The organism is Synechococcus sp. LTW-R (assembly GCF_014217875.1).
Classification (GTDB): Bacteria; Cyanobacteriota; Cyanobacteriia; order PCC-6307; family Cyanobiaceae; genus Vulcanococcus.
The window spans coordinates 638,860-653,685 of the sequence record NZ_CP059060.1 but is presented as its reverse complement, the minus strand read 5'-3'; the positions used below and the strand labels follow the sequence as shown (position 1 = coordinate 653,685).

Sequence of the window (14,826 nt, the reverse complement as noted above, 5' to 3'; positions counted from 1 at the left end):
CCATACTGAGGCGGTTTGCTGACGATCTCACCGTGACCAAAGCCGTGATGGAGACCGACGCCGGCACGATCGAACTGGAACTGTTCGAAGCCGACGCGCCCAACACCGTGGCCAACTTCGTGAAACTGGCCAAGGACGGCTTCTATGACGGCCTGGCCTTTCACCGAGTGATCCCTGGCTTCATGGCCCAGGGCGGTTGCCCCAACAGCCGTGAAGGCGCCCGTGGCATGGCCGGAACCGGCGGTCCTGGCTATCAGATCGACTGCGAGATCAACGCGCAGAAGCACCAGGCCGGCACCCTGGCTATGGCCCACGCCGGCAAGAACACCGGTGGCTCGCAGTTCTACATCTGCCACGAAGCCCAGCCCCACCTCGACGGCGTCCACACCGTCTTCGGTCACACCGGAAACATGGATGTGGTGCTAGCCCTCAAGAACGGCAGCCGCATCAACAAGGTCACCATCCAAGGCTGATTCAGCTGGGGCTGGCGGACAGCCCCTTGAACCCAACCCTCAGAGCCCTGTTGCGCTTAACACCAGCGCAGCAGGGCTCCGCTTTCGAGGGGGACACCCGCATGGCCCGACTGCAATTCCTGCAGGGGACGTCGCTGCGCCTCCAGGGTGTTGCTGGGGTGTGAGCTGCGCTGGGCATCAGGAGCGAGCAGCAGGCTCACGCTTTGCGTCTGGGGCCATGCCGACATCCTCTTGAGAATGTGCTGCAGTGACTCCGCGGTCCCTCCGCTGACGAGCACCGCGAGCTCCGGTTGATCCATCAGCGCCAGCACCCGGGAGTGCTCTTCGCGCTCCAGGTCGAGCCCCTGCTGATCGGCCCAGCTGGAGAGTTCTTGAAAGAGGGTCGCGCTCGTCGCTTCGTCATGGCCAGAGCTCGGCTTCCAGGCCAGGACGGCCGCGGGGCCATGGGTAGCTCCGGTGTCCATCAGGTGCCCCAATTTGGCCTGCTTGGTTTGCAGGTAATTGACGTTGTGTTGGCCTGGATCCATGACCAGCGGAACCCTGTCGACCACTTCGAGGCCGTAACCCCCGAGACCGGCGATTTTGCGCGGGTTATTGGTGATCAACTTCAGCCGGTGAATGCCCAAATCACTGAGGATCTGTGCCCCCACGCCGTAGTTGCGCAGATCGGCGGGGAATCCAAGGCGCTCATTGGCTTCGACGGTGTCCAGGCCGCCGTCCTGCAGTGAATAGGCCTTCAACTTGTTGATCAGGCCGATGCCACGGCCCTCTTGCCGCAGGTAAACAACGACGCCCTCGCCGGCCTCCTCGATCATCCGCAGGGCTGACTCCAGTTGCGGGCGGCAATCACAGCGCAAGGAGCCGAAGGCATCGCCGGTGAGACATTCGCTGTGTACCCGCACCAGGACGGGACCCGAGGACTGTTCAGGATTGCCCTTGACGATGGCGACGTGGTCGGAGCCATCGAGTTCATTGCGATAGCCGATGGCACGGAATTGACCGAAGGCGCTGGGCAACATCGCTTCGGCCTGCCGGCGCACAAAGCGCTCCGTATCGAGGCGGTAGCGAATCAGATCGGCGATGTTGATGAAGCGCAGGCCGTGGAGCTGCGCGTACTCCGCCAGTTGCGGGAATCGGGCCATGGACCCGTCGGCGTTCTGGATCTCGCAAATGACGCCCGCTGGGTAGAGCCCTGCCATCCGAGCCAGGTCGACGGCGGCCTCGGTGTGGCCGGCACGCTTGAGGACGCCCCCCTGCTTGGCCCGCAGCGGGAAGATGTGACCCGGACGCCTTAGGTCGTTGGGGCGGGTGTCTGGGTGGATGGCCACTTGGATCGTGCGGGCCCGGTCTTCTGCGGAAATCCCCGTCGACACCCCGTTCTCGGGGCCGGCATCCACACTGACCGTGAAGGCCGTCTGGTTGCTGTCGGTGTTGCGATCCACCATCAAGGGCAGATCCAGCTCATCAAGCCGCTCCCCTTCCATGGCCAGGCAGATCAGGCCCCGGGCTTCGGTGGCCATGAAATTGATCTGCTCAGGGGTGGCGAACTGAGCGGCGCAAATCAGATCGCCTTCGTTTTCGCGGTTCTCGTCGTCCACCACCACGACCATCTCGCCATTGCGGATCGCGGCCAGACCGTCCGCGATGGAATCGAAGTGAAATGCGTCCTGGGTCAGGGGCTGGTTCAGGGAAGGCGGGCCCTACGGCCAGGTGGACTGACACTTTTATAAAGCCCGGTACGATTCGTCGTTCCCCTGTGCAAGCCATGGCAAGTCAGCGCGTCGCCGTGATCGGGGCCTCGGGCTACGGCGGTCTGCAGACGCTCCGGCTGCTTCAGGGGCATCCCCAATTCAGCGTCAGCTTCCTCGGTGGGGAACGCAGCAGCGGCAAGCGTTGGAGTCAGCTCACACCGTTCTTGCCCCTCCCGGGTGACCCCGTGGTGCAGAGCCCCCAGGTGGATGCCATTGCCGAGGCGGCTGACTTTGCGCTGTTGAGCCTCCCCAATGGCCTGGCCTCACGCCTGGCGCCTGCGCTGCTTGAGCGGGGGGTCAAGGTGGTGGATCTGTCGGCCGACTACCGCTACAGCTCCCTGGAGCAGTGGAAGGAGGTCTACGCCTCAGAGGCCCGCGAGTTCCCCCGCGAGGACGCCGCCTTGTGCCAGGAAGCCGTCTATGGCTTGGTGGAATGGGAGCAGGAGAAGATCGCCCAGGCGCGCTTGGTGGCAGCCCCGGGTTGTTTCCCGACGGCGAGCCTGTTGGCGTTGACGCCCTTTTTGAAGCAGGGGCTGATCGAGACCAGCGGGATCATCATTGACGCCAAAACGGGCACCAGTGGCGGCGGACGGGCGGCGAAGGAGCATCTCCTGCTCGCCGAGGCCTCGGAAGGCATCTCGCCCTATGGCGTCGTCGGCCATCGCCACACCAGCGAGATCGAGCAGCTCTGCGGTCGTGCGGCCGGAACCAACATTCAGCTGCAGTTCACGCCGCACCTGACGCCGATGGTCCGGGGCCTCCTGGCGACGGTCTATGGCCGGCTGCGGGATCCCGGTCTGACGGCTGAGGACTGCACGACGCTCCTCGAGGCGGCCTATCGCCATGCCCCTTGCGTTCAGGTGCTGCCTGCCGGCACCTATCCCTCAACCAAGTGGGTGCGTCAAACCAACAAGGCCTTGCTCTCGGTCCAGGTCGACCCGCGCACCGGGCAGTTGATCGTGATGAGTGCGATCGACAACATGGTCAAAGGACAGGCCGGACAGGGAGTCCAGTGCCTGAATCTGATGGCGGGTTTGCCCGCAGAAACCGGGCTTCCCCTGCTGCCCTTCTACCCCTGATCGAGAAGGCCGATCCGTTCGGCGGCGAGCTGCACCGCCAGCGGCAGGATCCGGTGCTCCTGGCGATGAATGCGCTCCGACAGGCTCGCCTCACTGTCCCCTGGCAGCACCGGCACCGCCGCCTGAACGAGCACCGGTCCTGTGTCCACCTCCAACTCCACGAGGTGGGCCGTGCAGCCGGTCAGCTTGACGCCCGCCTCCAGGGCTTGGCGGATGGCCTTGGCCCCTCGAAAGCTGGGTAGGAGCGAGGGGTGAATGTTGATCAGCCGCTCGGGGTAGGCCTGAATCAACGTCTCGGTCACAATCCGCATCCAACCGGCCATGACCACCAGGTCGACCTGGGCCGCTTGGAAGCGGGTCACCAGCGCCTGATCCAGCTCCTGCCTGGACCCATAGAGCCGATGGTCCAATAGCTGGGACTGAATCCCGAGACGCTCGGCCCGCTTCAGGGCCCCGGCGTTCGGGTTGTTGACGATCAAGAGCTCGACCTCGGCGCCAAGGCGACCCGTTTGGCAGGCCTCAACCAGGGCCTCGAAATTGCTGCCGGATCCCGAGGCCATCACCCCCAGGCGGAGGCGTCGCTCGGTGACGATGAGCTGCGCTGGTGGCATCGGCCACTGGACTGCCAGATCACCCCCGCTAGGGTCGGAAAAAGTGGAGTCCTGGCCATGTCCCATCTCTCCATCCTGCCAACGGTCCTCCAGGACGAGCGGCTCCTCGCTCAGGCCCTCGAGGAGCTCGGCTACACGGTCCATTGGGGAGGGCATCTCCAGGGCTTTGCGGATCAACGGGAACCCGTCACCCTGTGGGTTCAGGTCACTCCAGAACAGCAGTTGGGATGGACGCGCCACAGCGACGGCAGCTTGGCGCTGGTCGGGGATCTGCAACGCCTCGGCCGCTCCCATTCGGTCCAGCAACTGGTGGGCCAAATCACGCGGACCTATGCCGCCCTACGGGCACTGGAAGCGGCAGCCACGGAGCTCTCCAGCGCTTCCGTTGAATTGATCAGCTGAAGCCAACAACGATGACTGGAACGGTTCAGGTCCAACTTGATCTGAGCAACCCTCAGAGTCATCTCGTGGGCGTCCAGCTCAGTTTTGAGGCTCCCCACCAGAAACAACGGGTCTCGCTTCCGGGCTGGACCCCGGGCTCGTACCTAATCCGTGATTACGTCAAACAGCTGGAGGGGTTGAAGGCCCACCAGCTGGGCCAAGCCCTGTCGATCACGCGGACTGATCCGGCCAGTTGGTGTTTGGAGGCCGATCCCGCCGGCGGTCCGGTAACGATCACCTATGCGGTCATGGCCACGGAGCTGACGGTCCGCACCTGCCATATGGACCAGGACCATGGCTTTTTGGCGTTGGCCGCCGTTGTTCTTGAGGTGGAGGGGAAGCGCTGGCACCCCCACCAGCTGCGTTGCCATCTGCCCCAGAACTGGAGTGCCTTTGTTCCTCTACCGCAGGAACCCACGGGGGCATGGCTGGCTTCGGACCTGGATCACCTCATCGACAGTCCGATCGAAGCGGGGCCCCATCAGGAGCACCGTTTCGCGGTTCACGGCGTACCCCATCGTTGGGTCACCTGGTTTGCCGACCCCGCCACCGAAGCGTGGTTCGTCGGCCGGCACCCGGAGTTTTTCAACGACGTCGAACAGATCTGTAGGGCCTGTTGCCGACTGATGGGGCAAAGCGTTCCCGCCAGTTCGGACTATCTCTTCATCCTGCATCTGCTGGATGAGGGTTACGGCGGTCTTGAGCACGACGACAGCACCGTTCTCGTCTACGGCCGCCGGAACCTAGAAGCGGAGAACGGCTACCGGAAGCTCCTGCAGCTGATCGCCCATGAGTACTTCCACCAGTGGAACGTCCGTCGCCTAACCCCAGCGGAGCTGCGACCGATTGACTACCAGCGCGCCACAGTGATTCCCACCCTGTGGTTCGCCGAAGGGGTCACCAGTTACCTCGACCAGCTCCTGCCCCTACAGGCCGGGTTGACCGCCGCTGGGGACTATTTCAAGGATCTTGGTGAGGATCTCAGCCGCTACCTCCTGAGTCCAGGGCGTCAGGTGCAGACCCTCCGTGAGAGCAGCGAGGAAGCCTGGGTCAAGCTCTACAAGGCGGATGCCTACTCCGCCAGTAGTCAGATCAGCTACTACCTCAAGGGAGCTGTGGTCTCGCTTTGCCTGGACCTGCACCTGAGGCGCCATCACAGTTCGCTGGCCACGGTCATGCGCAGCCTTTGGCAGAGCCACGGGCGTCATCGCCGCGGCTATCAGGAAGCGGATCTCTTCGCTGCTTTCGAGGCCGAGGTTCCCGGTCTCGCTGCCCTTCTGGGGCGCTGGTTGACGGATGTCGACGATCCGGATTGTTCTGGCTACCTGTTGGATGTAGGCCTGGCGTTGGAGCCGGAGATGTCCAGCCATCCATGGACGGGGATGACCACGCGGCAGGACGCTGGACGACTGGTTGTGCAGCGTGTGCAGCGCCATAGCCCAGCTGAACGGGCTGGCCTGATGGTGGGTGATGAACTGATTGGCCTGGCGGGTCAGCGGCTGACCCAGCCCGATCAGATCCCAGCACTGCTTCAGGCGGAGCAGAACCAACCTCTGCTCATGGCCCGTCGCTCAGCCCTGCGGGAGCTGACGCTCTGCAGCGCTCCGCCCCATCCGAAGCGATATGTGCTCGCCCCGGTGGCGACCGTGAGTGCCGCACAGCAGGCGGCCCAGGAGGCCTGGTTGCAACAGCGCGCGGGCTAGCCATGGTCCGCCTCGTCCCGGAGCAACCCCTTAGGCATCCGTCCCGGCGGGCCCTGGGCTTGGCCTTGGTTGCGTTAGCGGCTACGGCGTTGGTTCCGCTTTGGCAACGGGACAGCCAGCGTTCGGTTCATGTATCCGCTCCGCTGCCGAATGCCCGGCCCGCTCCGCTGCCACCCGCCCAGGCCGCTTGGAGTACTCCACTGTCAAATCAGTGCGCGGTCACTGACCGGGCGCTCGTCGCGCGAATGAAGGCCCAGCAAGAGGGCTACGCGACGAACCTGAAGCGGGTGCGGATTGATCCCTCCAATTACGCCCAGCGCGATGCGCATGATGCGTTTGGCAATCCACTTGCCACGACTCCAACGCTTGTTGTGCTGCATGAGACGGTCTTCGGGCTGCAGTCCGCGCTGAATACCTTCATCAAGTACAACCCCAGGGATGAGGATCAGGTCAGTTATCACCTCTTGATTGGCGAGAACGGTGAGGTCGTCGAGGCGCTGCATCCGCGCTTCCGCGCCTACGGAGCGGGCTATTCAGCCTTTAACGGTGAGTGGGCTGTTTTGAACCCCGAGTTGCCTGGATCAATCAACAATTTTGCGCTGCATCTGAGCCTGGAAACCCCACTGGATGGTGAGAACAACGCAGAGAGCCACAGTGGCTACAGCTCAGCGCAGTACGACTCCCTGGCTGTTGTCCTGGCGGACTGGATGAAGCGGTATCACATCCCCAAAGAGCGGATCACGACCCATCGCCATGTGGATCTCGGCGCAGAGCGTGCCGATCCCCGCAGTTTCAATTGGCAGGCTCTGCAGCAGCGGCTCGCGGCCCTTGGCGTGCTCTGTTAGTGAACGCGTCTAGATCAGCGGCGAGACGGGTTTGCGCTGGCGGCCATAAACCAGGCCATGCAGTTCGGGATCCTGCATGTATCGCAGGATCCGGGCGGGGTAGTCCAGTTTGCCGTTGTGTAAATAGGCCAGAGTCGCCACTGTTTTGGCGTGTTGATGGGAGCGGCTGACGTTTTTGGTCTCACTGACGTCGCGCTCAAGCAGCTTCAAGAGCCGTATCATCTTTCCGGCGAGCATTTCAACGTTGCGATCGGGATCCAGCAACTGATTGCGAGCCTCTTGGATTTCCTCCGCACTGGCATTGGGCCGCAGCAGGCCCTGCTTTTCCATTTCACTGAGGCCCAACTGCGCAGGGCCGTGGGTGCTGAACAGACCGGAATGGGCTGCTAATGGGTGGTCTTCACCGGGTTTGGCGTGCTGCATCTCGTCAAACAAGATGGCCGCCAGCAGCATCGGGTTGAGGCCGGTGCGACGGCTCTGCTGCTGAATGACCGGCTGGAGGGACTGCAGCCGCGTCACCGTGTGGTTCCGCAGGGGGGTGAATTGATCGACCCCTTTCGTGAACAGGCGCGCCAGGGGCGGCTGGGGCCCGTGGACGCCAAAACGGCGTTGGAGCTCCTGCAGTTCTTCGGGGCTAAAGCTGGTGGGATCCGAATGGCTGCTGCTGTCGACGCGATCGACGGCCACGCTCGGGCCCGGCTTCAAGCTGGACTGAATCAACGGGTAGGCGGCCAGGCTGGCTAGGGCCGTCGACGCCGCTCCAAACCACGCCCAGAGATTGCGGCGACTGCGGTGCCGTCGGAGCTGCTGACCGTGGCGCTTGAAGGGAGCCAGAAACCTTACTGAACCTGCTTTTAACCTAATCCCGCCTCCTGGCTCTGACAGCTTCCCGAACGGATTGATGTGTGAGTCCACACAGTCGCGGCCTGGACTCGTGGTAATTCATCGAAAAGGCCAAAAAGGGTATCCCTGATTGGATTTCGCGGATAGGTTCGAGCTGTGGTGCGCCCCACTTCGGCCTGATGTCTTCTCACCCCTCTGCCCCCGCTCTGGATCCCGCAAGCCAGTGGCAGAGGTTCTGTCGTCAGATTTGGCACAACCCTGAGCTCGGCTTCTGGTTGGACGTCAGTCGAATGGGCCTTGATGAGCCCACAATGACGTCCCTCAAGCCCCGCTTTGATTCCGCATTCCAGGCGATGGCAGCCCTGGAGTCCGGTGCGATTGCCAACGCGGATGAGCATCGGCAAGTCGGTCACTATTGGCTGCGCTCACCCCAGCTCGCTCCGGATCCCGCCAGCGGTGTCCACATCCAGGCCGAGGTGGATCGGATCGAATCCTTTGGCCGTGACGTCCTGAGCGGTGCCATTGGCAATGCGTCCGGTGACGCCTTCACCGACGTCCTATGGATTGGCATCGGTGGCTCGGGTCTCGGTCCCTTGCTGATGATCCGTGCCCTTCAGGACCCGGGTGCCGGCCTGCCGTTCCACTTCTTCGACAACGTCGATCCCGATGGGATGCGCCGCACCTTGGCGTCCATTGGCTCGCGCCTAAAGACCACCCTCGTGATCGTCGTCAGCAAATCCGGCGGCACCCCTGAACCCCACATCGGCATGCTCCAGGCGCGCCGGGCCGTTGAAGCCGCGGGCGGCAGCTGGTCCCAGCAGGCCGTGGCCGTGACCATGGTCGACAGCAAGCTCGACCGCGAAGCCAAAGATGCCGTCTGGTTGGCCCGCTTCGACATGTTCGATTGGGTCGGTGGTCGCACGAGCATCACCAGTGCCGTGGGTTTGCTCCCTGGGGTCCTGATCGGTTCTGACATCCGCGAGTTCCTCGCCGGTGCCGCCCAGATGGATGCGGTCACGCGCGTTGGCGATTTCGATAACAACCCGGCGGCGCTCCTCGCCGCCGCTTGGTACTCCGCCTGTGGCGGAAAGGGGCAGCGCGACATGGTGGTCTTGCCCTACCGCGACCGGCTGGAGGTGTTCAGCCGCTATCTCCAGCAGTTGGTCATGGAGAGCCTCGGCAAGAAGCTCGACCGCAATGGCCAAGTCGTCCACCAAGGCATCGCCGTCTACGGCAACAAGGGCTCAACCGATCAACACGCCTATGTCCAGCAGCTGCGTGATGGCGTGGACAATTTCTTCGTGACCTTTGTGGAGGTCCTCGAGGATCCCGGTGATATCCCGCCCCTCGAGGGGGAGAACCCTGGGGACTTCCTGGATGGCTTCCTGCAGGGCACCCGCTCCGCCCTGACCGAGGAAGGGCGCTTCAACTTGAGCATCACCATGCAGCGCCTCAATGCCCACAGCTTGGGGGCGTTGATCGCCCTCTTTGAACGGGCCGTTGGCTTCTATGGCGAGCTCGTCAATGTGAACGCCTACCACCAGCCCGGCGTCGAGGCCGGCAAGAAGGCTGCCGCGGCTCTCCTGGATCTCCAGTCCAGGCTCGAGATGGTTATGGCCGACCAACGCGAACACACCCTGGTGGAGCTTCAAAGCAAGTTGGATCTCGAGACGGCAGAGCCCCTCTATTGGATCCTGCGCCACCTCTGTGCCAACCGCCGCCACATCTCAGCGCAAGGGGAATGGGGCAACCCCGAGTCCCTGGTCTTCATCCACGACTGAGCAGGGCCCTTAGGGGACCAGGTTCACCAGCTTTCCTGGAACGACGATGACCCGGCTGGGGGCCTTGCCCTCGAGCCATTTCGCCGCGATCTCACTCTCAAGGGTCAGCTTCTCGAGGGTGGCCTTGTCGGCATCCGCGGGCACCTCGAGGTTGCCGCGCACCTTGCCCTTGATTTGGATCACCAGGGGAACCGTGTCGCGGACCAACGCCGAGGCGTCGCTCTGCGGCCAGGTCTGGGTGTGAATGCTGGTCTCAGCCAGGCTGTCGCCCTCGCTGCGTCCTCCGAGCTTCAGCCAGAGCTCCTCGGCTATGTGAGGTGCGAAAGGAGCCAGCAAAATCAAGAGGGTGCGCAGGGCCTCACAGGCAAAAACATCAGCACTGCCCGCCAGGTGCGTGCCCATGGCATTGCTGAGCTTCATCAGTTCGGAGACCGCCGTATTGAACTGAACGTCTCCATCGAGGTCTTCGGTCACCTCGTGAATCGCAGTGTGGACGGCGCGCCGTAGCTCCTGGTCGGCCGGCGAGAGCGCTGGACCCGATCCGAGAGCCGCGGCGACGGCTGCCGTGGAGCCGGCATCCCCGGCCAGGCTCAGACCCCGTTCGAGGGCCGCATCCGCCAGACGCCAGATCCGTTGCAGGAAACGGAATTGGCCTTCCACATCCGCGTCATCCCACTCGAGATCCTTTTCAGGCGGAGCCTTGAAGAGGATGAACATCCGCGCGGTGTCCGCGCCGTACTTGTCGATGACGACGGCGGGATCGACACCGTTGTACTTGGACTTGGACATCTTCTCGAAGAAGGTATCCAGGGCATCACCGGTGAGGGGGTCCCGGGGATCGGTGGCATCGGCCACCTCCGACGGTGGGATGTATTTGCCGGTCTTCGGGTTCTTGTAGGTAATGCCCTGGACCATGCCCTGGGTCAGGAGCCGTTGGAAGGGCTCGTCGAATCCGAGGAGACCTCGGTCCCTCAGGACTTTGGTGAAGAAGCGCGAGTAGAGCAGGTGAAGGATCGCGTGCTCAATGCCACCGACGTACTGGTCGACCGGCAGCCATTGATCAACGGCCTCCTTGGCAAAGGGCAGCTGACTGTTCTTGGCGTCGCTGTAGCGCAGGAAATACCAGCTGGAACACATGAAGGTGTCCATGGTGTCGGTCTCCCGGCGGGCCGGTTTGCCGCAGCAGGGGCAATCGACATTGACCCATTGGTCAAGCTGGGCCAGCGGTGAGCCACCCTTGCCGCTGAAGGCGACATCACGGGGAAGCTCGACGGGCAGCTGTTCGCTGGGAACCGGAACGACGCCGCAGCTGTCGCAGTGGATCACCGGGATGGGACAACCCCAGTAGCGCTGCCTGGAGATCAACCAGTCCCTGAGGCGGAACTGCACCTTCTCCCTCGCCCAGCCGTCCGCTTCGCCGGCCTTGGTGATGGCGGCTTTCGCGGCCTCGTTGGTTAAGCCATCGAAATCACCGGAGTGGATCAAGACTCCGGACTCGGTCCAGGCACCTCCTTCGAAGGCATGTTCATCACTGCCCTCAGGAATGATCACCTGCTTGACCGGCAGTTCGTACTGACGAGCGAAGAGGAAGTCCCGCTGGTCATGGGCAGGCACACCCATCACGGCCCCGGTGCCGTACTCCGACAGGACGTAGTCAGCAATCCAGATCGGGAGCAGTTCGCCATTGGCGGGGTTACGCACCTGAGAGCCAATCGCAACGCCGCGCTTGGGTTTGTCCTCCGCGGTGCGCTCCTGTTCGCTCTGACGCGAGACCAAGTCGCAGAAGGCCTCAACTTCCGTCTGGTGGGCTGCGCTGGTCAGACCCGCCACCAAGGGGTGCTCTGGAGCCAGCACGACATAGCTCGCCCCAAACAGGGTGTCCGGTCGGGTGGTGAACACGGTGACCCGTTCATCCGTGTCCTGACCGTTTGCATCGACGACCGTGAATTGGAGCTCAGCACCGGTGCTGCGGCCGATCCAGTTGGCCTGCATCGTGCGGACCCGTTCGGGCCAACCCTCCAATTTCGGGAGGTCATCCAACAACTGTTGGGCGTAGTCGGTGATCTTCAGGAACCACTGACGCAGCTTGCGCTTCTCCACCAACGCGCCGGAACGCCAGGAACGGCTTTCGCTGTCCACCTGCTCATTGGCGAGCACGGTCTGGTCAATGGGGTCCCAATTGACGGTGGCGTCCTTCTGATAGGCCAGGCCGGCCTCAAGGAATTGAAGGAACAGCCACTGGGTCCAGCGGTAGTAGTCAGCGTGGCAAGTCGCCAGCTCGCGCTCCCAGTCGATCGAGAGCCCGAGTTGATCCAGCTGATCGCGCATGGACGCGATGTTTTGGTCCGTCCAGGCCCCTGGGTCGACACCCCGTTCGATTGCTGCGTTCTCCGCGGGCAAACCAAAGGCGTCCCATCCCATTGGATGGAGGACTTTTTTTCCGCGTAGGCGTTGAACCCGGGCGACCACGTCCGTGATCACGTAGTTCCGCACGTGACCCATGTGCAGGTTCCCCGAGGGGTAGGGGAACATCGAGAGGGCATAGAAGGCGTCATCGCCTGCCTTGACCTCAGGGGTGCTGTGCAGCCCATTCGCCTTCCAGGCCCGTTGCCAGCCGGCCTCCGTGGCCTGGGGTTGGTAGCGGCTGGACTCGCTCACGGACGGATCGGGAGTAGAGCAGTGATGCTCCCATAGCTGCTGTTAAGCCAAGGAACGCAGCAGAACAATGGCGTCCCGGTTGATGAGCACAGGCGATGCCCCCGGTTCCGGTTCCACTGCCAAAAAACAGGGGTCGATCCAGAGCGGACGGCCGCTCAAGTTGCTGCCATTGCTCAGTTGAAGCGACAGGGGAAGCTCCGCTCGAATCCAGGCCTGGATTTGGCGCACCCCGGGTTGAGACGTGTCGAGGTCCGCTGACCGCCTGTCTGGACTGCTCCCCATAGGATCGAACGCACTGGTGAGCCTGCATCAACAGGCTGTCGCGCGTGTTCCAATTCAGCAAGTACCAAGGGCTTGGTAACGACTTTTTGATGCTCGACGGGCGTCAATCAGGCGAGACCGACTTTCTGTTTGGTTTGACACCGGAGCTGGTCGTTCAGCTCTGCGACCGTCGTTTTGGTGTCGGTGGCGATGGCGTGATCTTGGCCTTGCCGCCGAATGCCGGCGGCGAGCTGCGCATGCGCATCTTCAATGCCGATGGCACCGAGCCCGAGATGTGCGGCAATGGGATCCGCTGTCTGGCACGCTTCCTGGCGGATTGCGATGGCGATGGACCTGGCCGCACCTGGCAGGTGGACACCCTGGCTGGGCGCATCGTCCCTGAACTACTTCCCGACGGAACGATCCGCGTGGATATGGGGGCTCCCTTCCTGGAGCCGAGCGCGATCCCCACAACGCTGGAGGTCGGGGAGGCGGGGCTCCCGGTCGGTGAGCTCGAGATTGACGGCGAGCGCTTTGCCGTGGCCGCCGCTGGCATGGGGAACCCCCATGTAGTGGTGCCGGTGGATGCCGTCGATGAGATCGACCTCGACCGCTTCGGCAGCCAGCTGGAGGTGCACCCGGCCTTCCCCGCCAAAACCAACGTGCATTTTGTGGAGGTGCTCTCGCCCTCTCATCTCGTGATGCGGGTCTGGGAACGGGGTGCGGGCCCGACCCTCGCCTGCGGCACCGGAGCCTGCGCGACCTTGGTGGCCTGTCATCGTCTCGGCCTCGCGGAACGAACGGCCCGCCTGGATCTCCCCGGCGGCCCGCTCCAGATCCATTGGGATGCCATCAGCGGCAAGGTCTTTATGGATGGTCCCGCGGAGCATGTCTTTGACGGATCGATCCCGTCCCCCGAGGCGGTCGCCGCTGCCCGTCAGCAAGCCATCGCCCCAGTCCAGGAGCAACCCCAGGCCACGCCGACCAGTGACGGCCGCATTGACTGCGCCACCGTTTGCGCCAACGGCTGCATCCAGCCTGAGAATTGCCCGAGCGAAGCGGCCCGGGCCAAGGTGGCGGCCCTGCTCGACAGCACGTCGCTGGATGACCTGGTGACGATCGCGACCAATTCGTTGGAGTCGCGCACACGGGCGCGTTTCGAGCGGGAGACATGAGCTTGGATCTACGCCGATACCTCGATTGCGCAGCCACCACGCCGGTGGCGCCAGAGGTGCAGGCGGAGATCCAACGGGTCGAGCGAGAGGCTTGGGCCAACCCCTCGAGCCTGCATGGCTTTGGTCTGGCGGCGGCCGAACAACTGGAGCGCAGCCGTGATCAGATCGCCAGCTTGCTGGGTTGCAGCGGGCAGGTGGTGTTCACGTCGGGGGGGTCCGAATCCATCCACCTCGCGCTTCTCGGAAGCATCGGCGCGATCGCTGACCAGCAGGGCACCCCGCCACGGCTGTTGCTCTCCGCCGTGGAACATCCCGCCAGCGAAGCGGCTGCGTTGCAGTTGCAACGCCTGGGCTGGACGGTGGAGAGAATTCCTGTTGATTGCGGGGGGCTGATCGATCTCGGGGCCCTGGGTTCGCTCCTGACACGGCCAACCCAGCTGGTGTCGTTGATCTGGGGGCAAAGCGAAGTGGGGGCGCTGCAGCCCATCCAGGAGATCGGAGCGCTGTGCCGTTCTGCCGGCGTCCTGCTGCACGTGGACGCCGTTCAGGTCGCGGCCCAGCGGCCCATTGCCTTCGACGCACTTCCGATCGACCTGATGAGTGTCGCCAGCCACAAGCTGAGCGGTCCCCGTGGCATCGCTGCCCTGTTGGTGCGAGACGGTGTTCAACTCCAGGCCATCCAGGCTGGTGGCGGCCAGGAGCGTGGTCTGCGTTCCGGCACGGAGCCGGTGGCTTTGATCGCTGGCTTCGCGGCAGCGCTGGAGCGATTGCATGCGCTTCGCTTCAGGGGCGAGGCGGATCCCATGACGGAGTTGCGCGACCGCTTGCTGTCGGCCCTGCTTCAAGAGCCGGGTCTTCAGTTGACTGGGCCGGACCCCCGGCTGGATCCTGAGCAGCGCCTGGCGAATCACATCAGCCTGATCGTCCGAGCCGCGGATGGCCGCCCGTTACCTGGTCGCGCCATTGTTCGGGCCATGGCCCGCTCGGGCTTTGCCATCAGCAGTGGTTCGGCGTGCAGCAGCAGTCGCTCTGCGGGGAGTCTCGTGCTGAAGGCGATGGGGTTTGGTTTGAAGGACTGCGCCAGTGGGATTCGCCTCACCCTGGGCGACTGGCACAGCGACGCTGATCTTCAGGACGTTCCAGAAGCGTTGCGTAGGGCCATCACGGCGGTGACGGCTGCTTAAGGTCGGCCGAACGACATGGCC

Annotated in this window: 13 protein-coding genes; 8 read left to right on the top strand and 5 right to left on the bottom strand. The window is 63.5% G+C overall.

The features are described 5' to 3' along the window. The first annotated feature begins 32 nt into the window (after positions 1 to 32). Entirely contained in the window at positions 33 to 473 is a 441-nt protein-coding gene (locus H0O22_RS03685; RefSeq protein ID WP_010317065.1) for a peptidylprolyl isomerase, read from the top strand. A 56-nt stretch (positions 474 to 529) separates the two neighbouring features. Here H0O22_RS03685 and ribBA read toward each other — a convergent pair whose 3' ends face one another. After that, positions 530 to 2,119 carry a bifunctional 3,4-dihydroxy-2-butanone-4-phosphate synthase/GTP cyclohydrolase II gene (gene ribBA / locus H0O22_RS03680; RefSeq protein ID WP_255439548.1) on the bottom strand — a complete coding sequence of 530 codons (1,590 nt, stop codon included), beginning with the start codon at positions 2,117 to 2,119 and terminating at the stop codon, positions 530 to 532. 119 nt (positions 2,120 to 2,238) lie between these two features. On the opposite strand from ribBA, the gene argC reads away from it, so the two are divergent. Next, positions 2,239 to 3,303 carry an N-acetyl-gamma-glutamyl-phosphate reductase gene (gene argC / locus H0O22_RS03675; protein ID WP_185187666.1) on the top strand — a complete coding sequence of 355 codons (1,065 nt, stop codon included), beginning with the start codon at positions 2,239 to 2,241 and terminating at the stop codon, positions 3,301 to 3,303. Here the strand turns inward: argC and purN are convergent. Further along, the gene (gene purN / locus H0O22_RS03670) at positions 3,294 to 3,914 is read right to left on the bottom strand and encodes a phosphoribosylglycinamide formyltransferase (protein WP_185187665.1); all 621 of its coding nucleotides are present in this window, start codon (positions 3,912 to 3,914) and stop codon (positions 3,294 to 3,296) included. The two genes, argC and purN, sit on opposite strands and share 10 nt — an antisense overlap. A gap of 57 nt (positions 3,915 to 3,971) precedes the next feature. On the opposite strand from purN, the gene H0O22_RS03665 reads away from it, so the two are divergent. From H0O22_RS03665 to H0O22_RS03655, 3 genes are read left to right on the top strand one after another with little or no spacing between them, the layout of a single operon-like run. Then, positions 3,972 to 4,316, top strand: a complete 345-nt coding sequence (locus H0O22_RS03665; RefSeq protein ID WP_185187664.1) for a DUF1257 domain-containing protein — start codon at positions 3,972 to 3,974, stop codon at positions 4,314 to 4,316. 11 nt (positions 4,317 to 4,327) lie between these two features. Further along, the gene (locus H0O22_RS03660; protein WP_185187663.1) at positions 4,328 to 6,058 is read left to right on the top strand and encodes a M61 family metallopeptidase; all 1,731 of its coding nucleotides are present in this window, start codon (positions 4,328 to 4,330) and stop codon (positions 6,056 to 6,058) included. A gap of 2 nt (positions 6,059 to 6,060) precedes the next feature. Further along, entirely contained in the window at positions 6,061 to 6,903 is an 843-nt protein-coding gene (locus H0O22_RS03655; protein WP_185187662.1) for an N-acetylmuramoyl-L-alanine amidase, read from the top strand. 9 nt (positions 6,904 to 6,912) lie between these two features. On the opposite strand, the gene H0O22_RS03650 is transcribed toward H0O22_RS03655, so the two are convergent. Beyond that, positions 6,913 to 7,590 (bottom strand): helicase DnaB, encoded by a 678-nt coding sequence (locus tag H0O22_RS03650; RefSeq protein ID WP_370521475.1) that lies wholly within the window; start codon positions 7,588 to 7,590, stop codon positions 6,913 to 6,915. Positions 7,591 to 7,925: 335 nt separating this feature from the next. Here H0O22_RS03650 and H0O22_RS03645 point away from each other — a divergent pair, with 335 nt between their 5' ends. Next, on the top strand, positions 7,926 to 9,527 hold the full coding sequence (locus tag H0O22_RS03645) for a glucose-6-phosphate isomerase (RefSeq protein ID WP_185187661.1): 1,602 nt from the start codon (positions 7,926 to 7,928) through the stop codon (positions 9,525 to 9,527). Positions 9,528 to 9,536: 9 nt separating this feature from the next. Here H0O22_RS03645 and leuS read toward each other — a convergent pair whose 3' ends face one another. Next, complete coding sequence (leuS, locus tag H0O22_RS03640; protein ID WP_185187660.1) at positions 9,537 to 12,185, bottom strand: leucine--tRNA ligase; 2,649 nt, start codon at positions 12,183 to 12,185, stop codon at positions 9,537 to 9,539. 42 nt (positions 12,186 to 12,227) lie between these two features. Next, positions 12,228 to 12,467: a hypothetical protein gene (locus H0O22_RS03635; RefSeq protein WP_185187659.1), complete on the bottom strand. Its 240-nt coding sequence runs from the start codon at positions 12,465 to 12,467 to the stop codon at positions 12,228 to 12,230. A gap of 44 nt (positions 12,468 to 12,511) precedes the next feature. Between H0O22_RS03635 and dapF the strand changes: the two genes are divergently transcribed. Both dapF and H0O22_RS03625 read left to right on the top strand, forming a co-directional pair. Continuing rightward, entirely contained in the window at positions 12,512 to 13,621 is a 1,110-nt protein-coding gene (gene dapF, locus H0O22_RS03630) for a diaminopimelate epimerase (RefSeq protein WP_185187658.1), read from the top strand. After that, positions 13,618 to 14,805 carry a cysteine desulfurase family protein gene (locus H0O22_RS03625; RefSeq protein ID WP_185187657.1) on the top strand — a complete coding sequence of 396 codons (1,188 nt, stop codon included), beginning with the start codon at positions 13,618 to 13,620 and terminating at the stop codon, positions 14,803 to 14,805. The genes dapF and H0O22_RS03625 overlap by 4 nt, the downstream gene beginning before the upstream one ends. Positions 14,806 to 14,826 lie beyond the last annotated feature (21 nt).